The sequence below is a fragment of the Caldisericum sp. genome (assembly GCF_049967455.1).
Taxonomy (GTDB): domain Bacteria; phylum Caldisericota; class Caldisericia; order Caldisericales; family Caldisericaceae; genus Caldisericum; species Caldisericum exile_A.
The window spans coordinates 1-877 of sequence record NZ_JBMFSR010000096.1 but is presented as its reverse complement, the minus strand read 5'-3'; the positions used below and the strand labels follow the sequence as shown (position 1 = coordinate 877).

Annotated in this window: 1 protein-coding gene and 1 pseudogene; one reads left to right on the top strand and one right to left on the bottom strand. The window is 38.9% G+C overall.

Annotation, left to right across the window (positions count from 1 at the left end; all coding sequences use genetic code 11):
- Positions 1-346: transposase (locus ACP5SP_RS07990; RefSeq protein WP_428076545.1), on the top strand; the 346-nt coding region annotated here is incomplete at its 5' end.
- Positions 347-514: 168 nt separating this feature from the next.
- On the opposite strand, the pseudogene ACP5SP_RS07985 reads toward ACP5SP_RS07990, so the two are convergent.
- A pseudogene (locus ACP5SP_RS07985) lies at positions 515-877 on the bottom strand (hypothetical protein); the annotation flags it as partial.

Sequence of the window (877 nt, the reverse complement as noted above, 5' to 3'; positions counted from 1 at the left end):
CTCTGAAGATGTTGTAAGATTTCTTGAGAATATGCTTGAAGCAGTAGAAGGTAAAATAACAATAATATGGGATAACTCACCGATTCACAAAAGCAAGAAGATAAAGGAGTTTTTGAAATCAGGAGCGACAAAAAGAATACATCTTGAAGCATTGCCGGGATATGCGCCTGAATTGAACCCAGCTGAAGGGATATGGAACTGGTTAAAGAAAGTAGAACTTAAAAATCGGTGTTTTTCAGACATAGAGTCTTTAAAGCAAGGTGTTATTGAAGCATCCGGCAGATTGATAGAGCGAGAAGATGTACGTCTGGGATGTGTTGCTGAATGCAAATATATCACAAGTTGAATCATACGGGCGGTGATCAGTAGTTGAGAGCATGGAACCACTTCTTTCTTTTTCTCACATACAGTAAAAGTATAGGATGATTCCATGCTCATTGTCTACTATTTTCAAAGATCGTTATTCAATATTCACGTTCCCAATCCAAAGTGCATACTTTGAGATATAATACCCCTATTTGCTAATAGGTTGAGCTAATATATCATCGACCTGTTGTGCATAATATTTAAGAGCCTGCTGAGGCGTCATTTGATTAAGCAAAACACTCTCTACCATCTTTTGAATCTGTGTAGAAACCTGTGGCCATTGTGGTATAGCCGGCCTTGCTATCAAATCTCCATCTTCATATAGTTTTAAGATAATGTTCCAAAGTGGTGCTGTATCAGGTTGTTTGAAAGCTGGTGTATTTTCAGCTACATCTTTTCTTGCAGGCAGCGGGCCTCCTTGAGTCTCTGTCCATTTCATCCAGGTATCATAGCTGTCAAGGAATTTAATGAATTCAAAGTCAGCTGCTGTAGCTTGAGAAGTTGCTGAGAC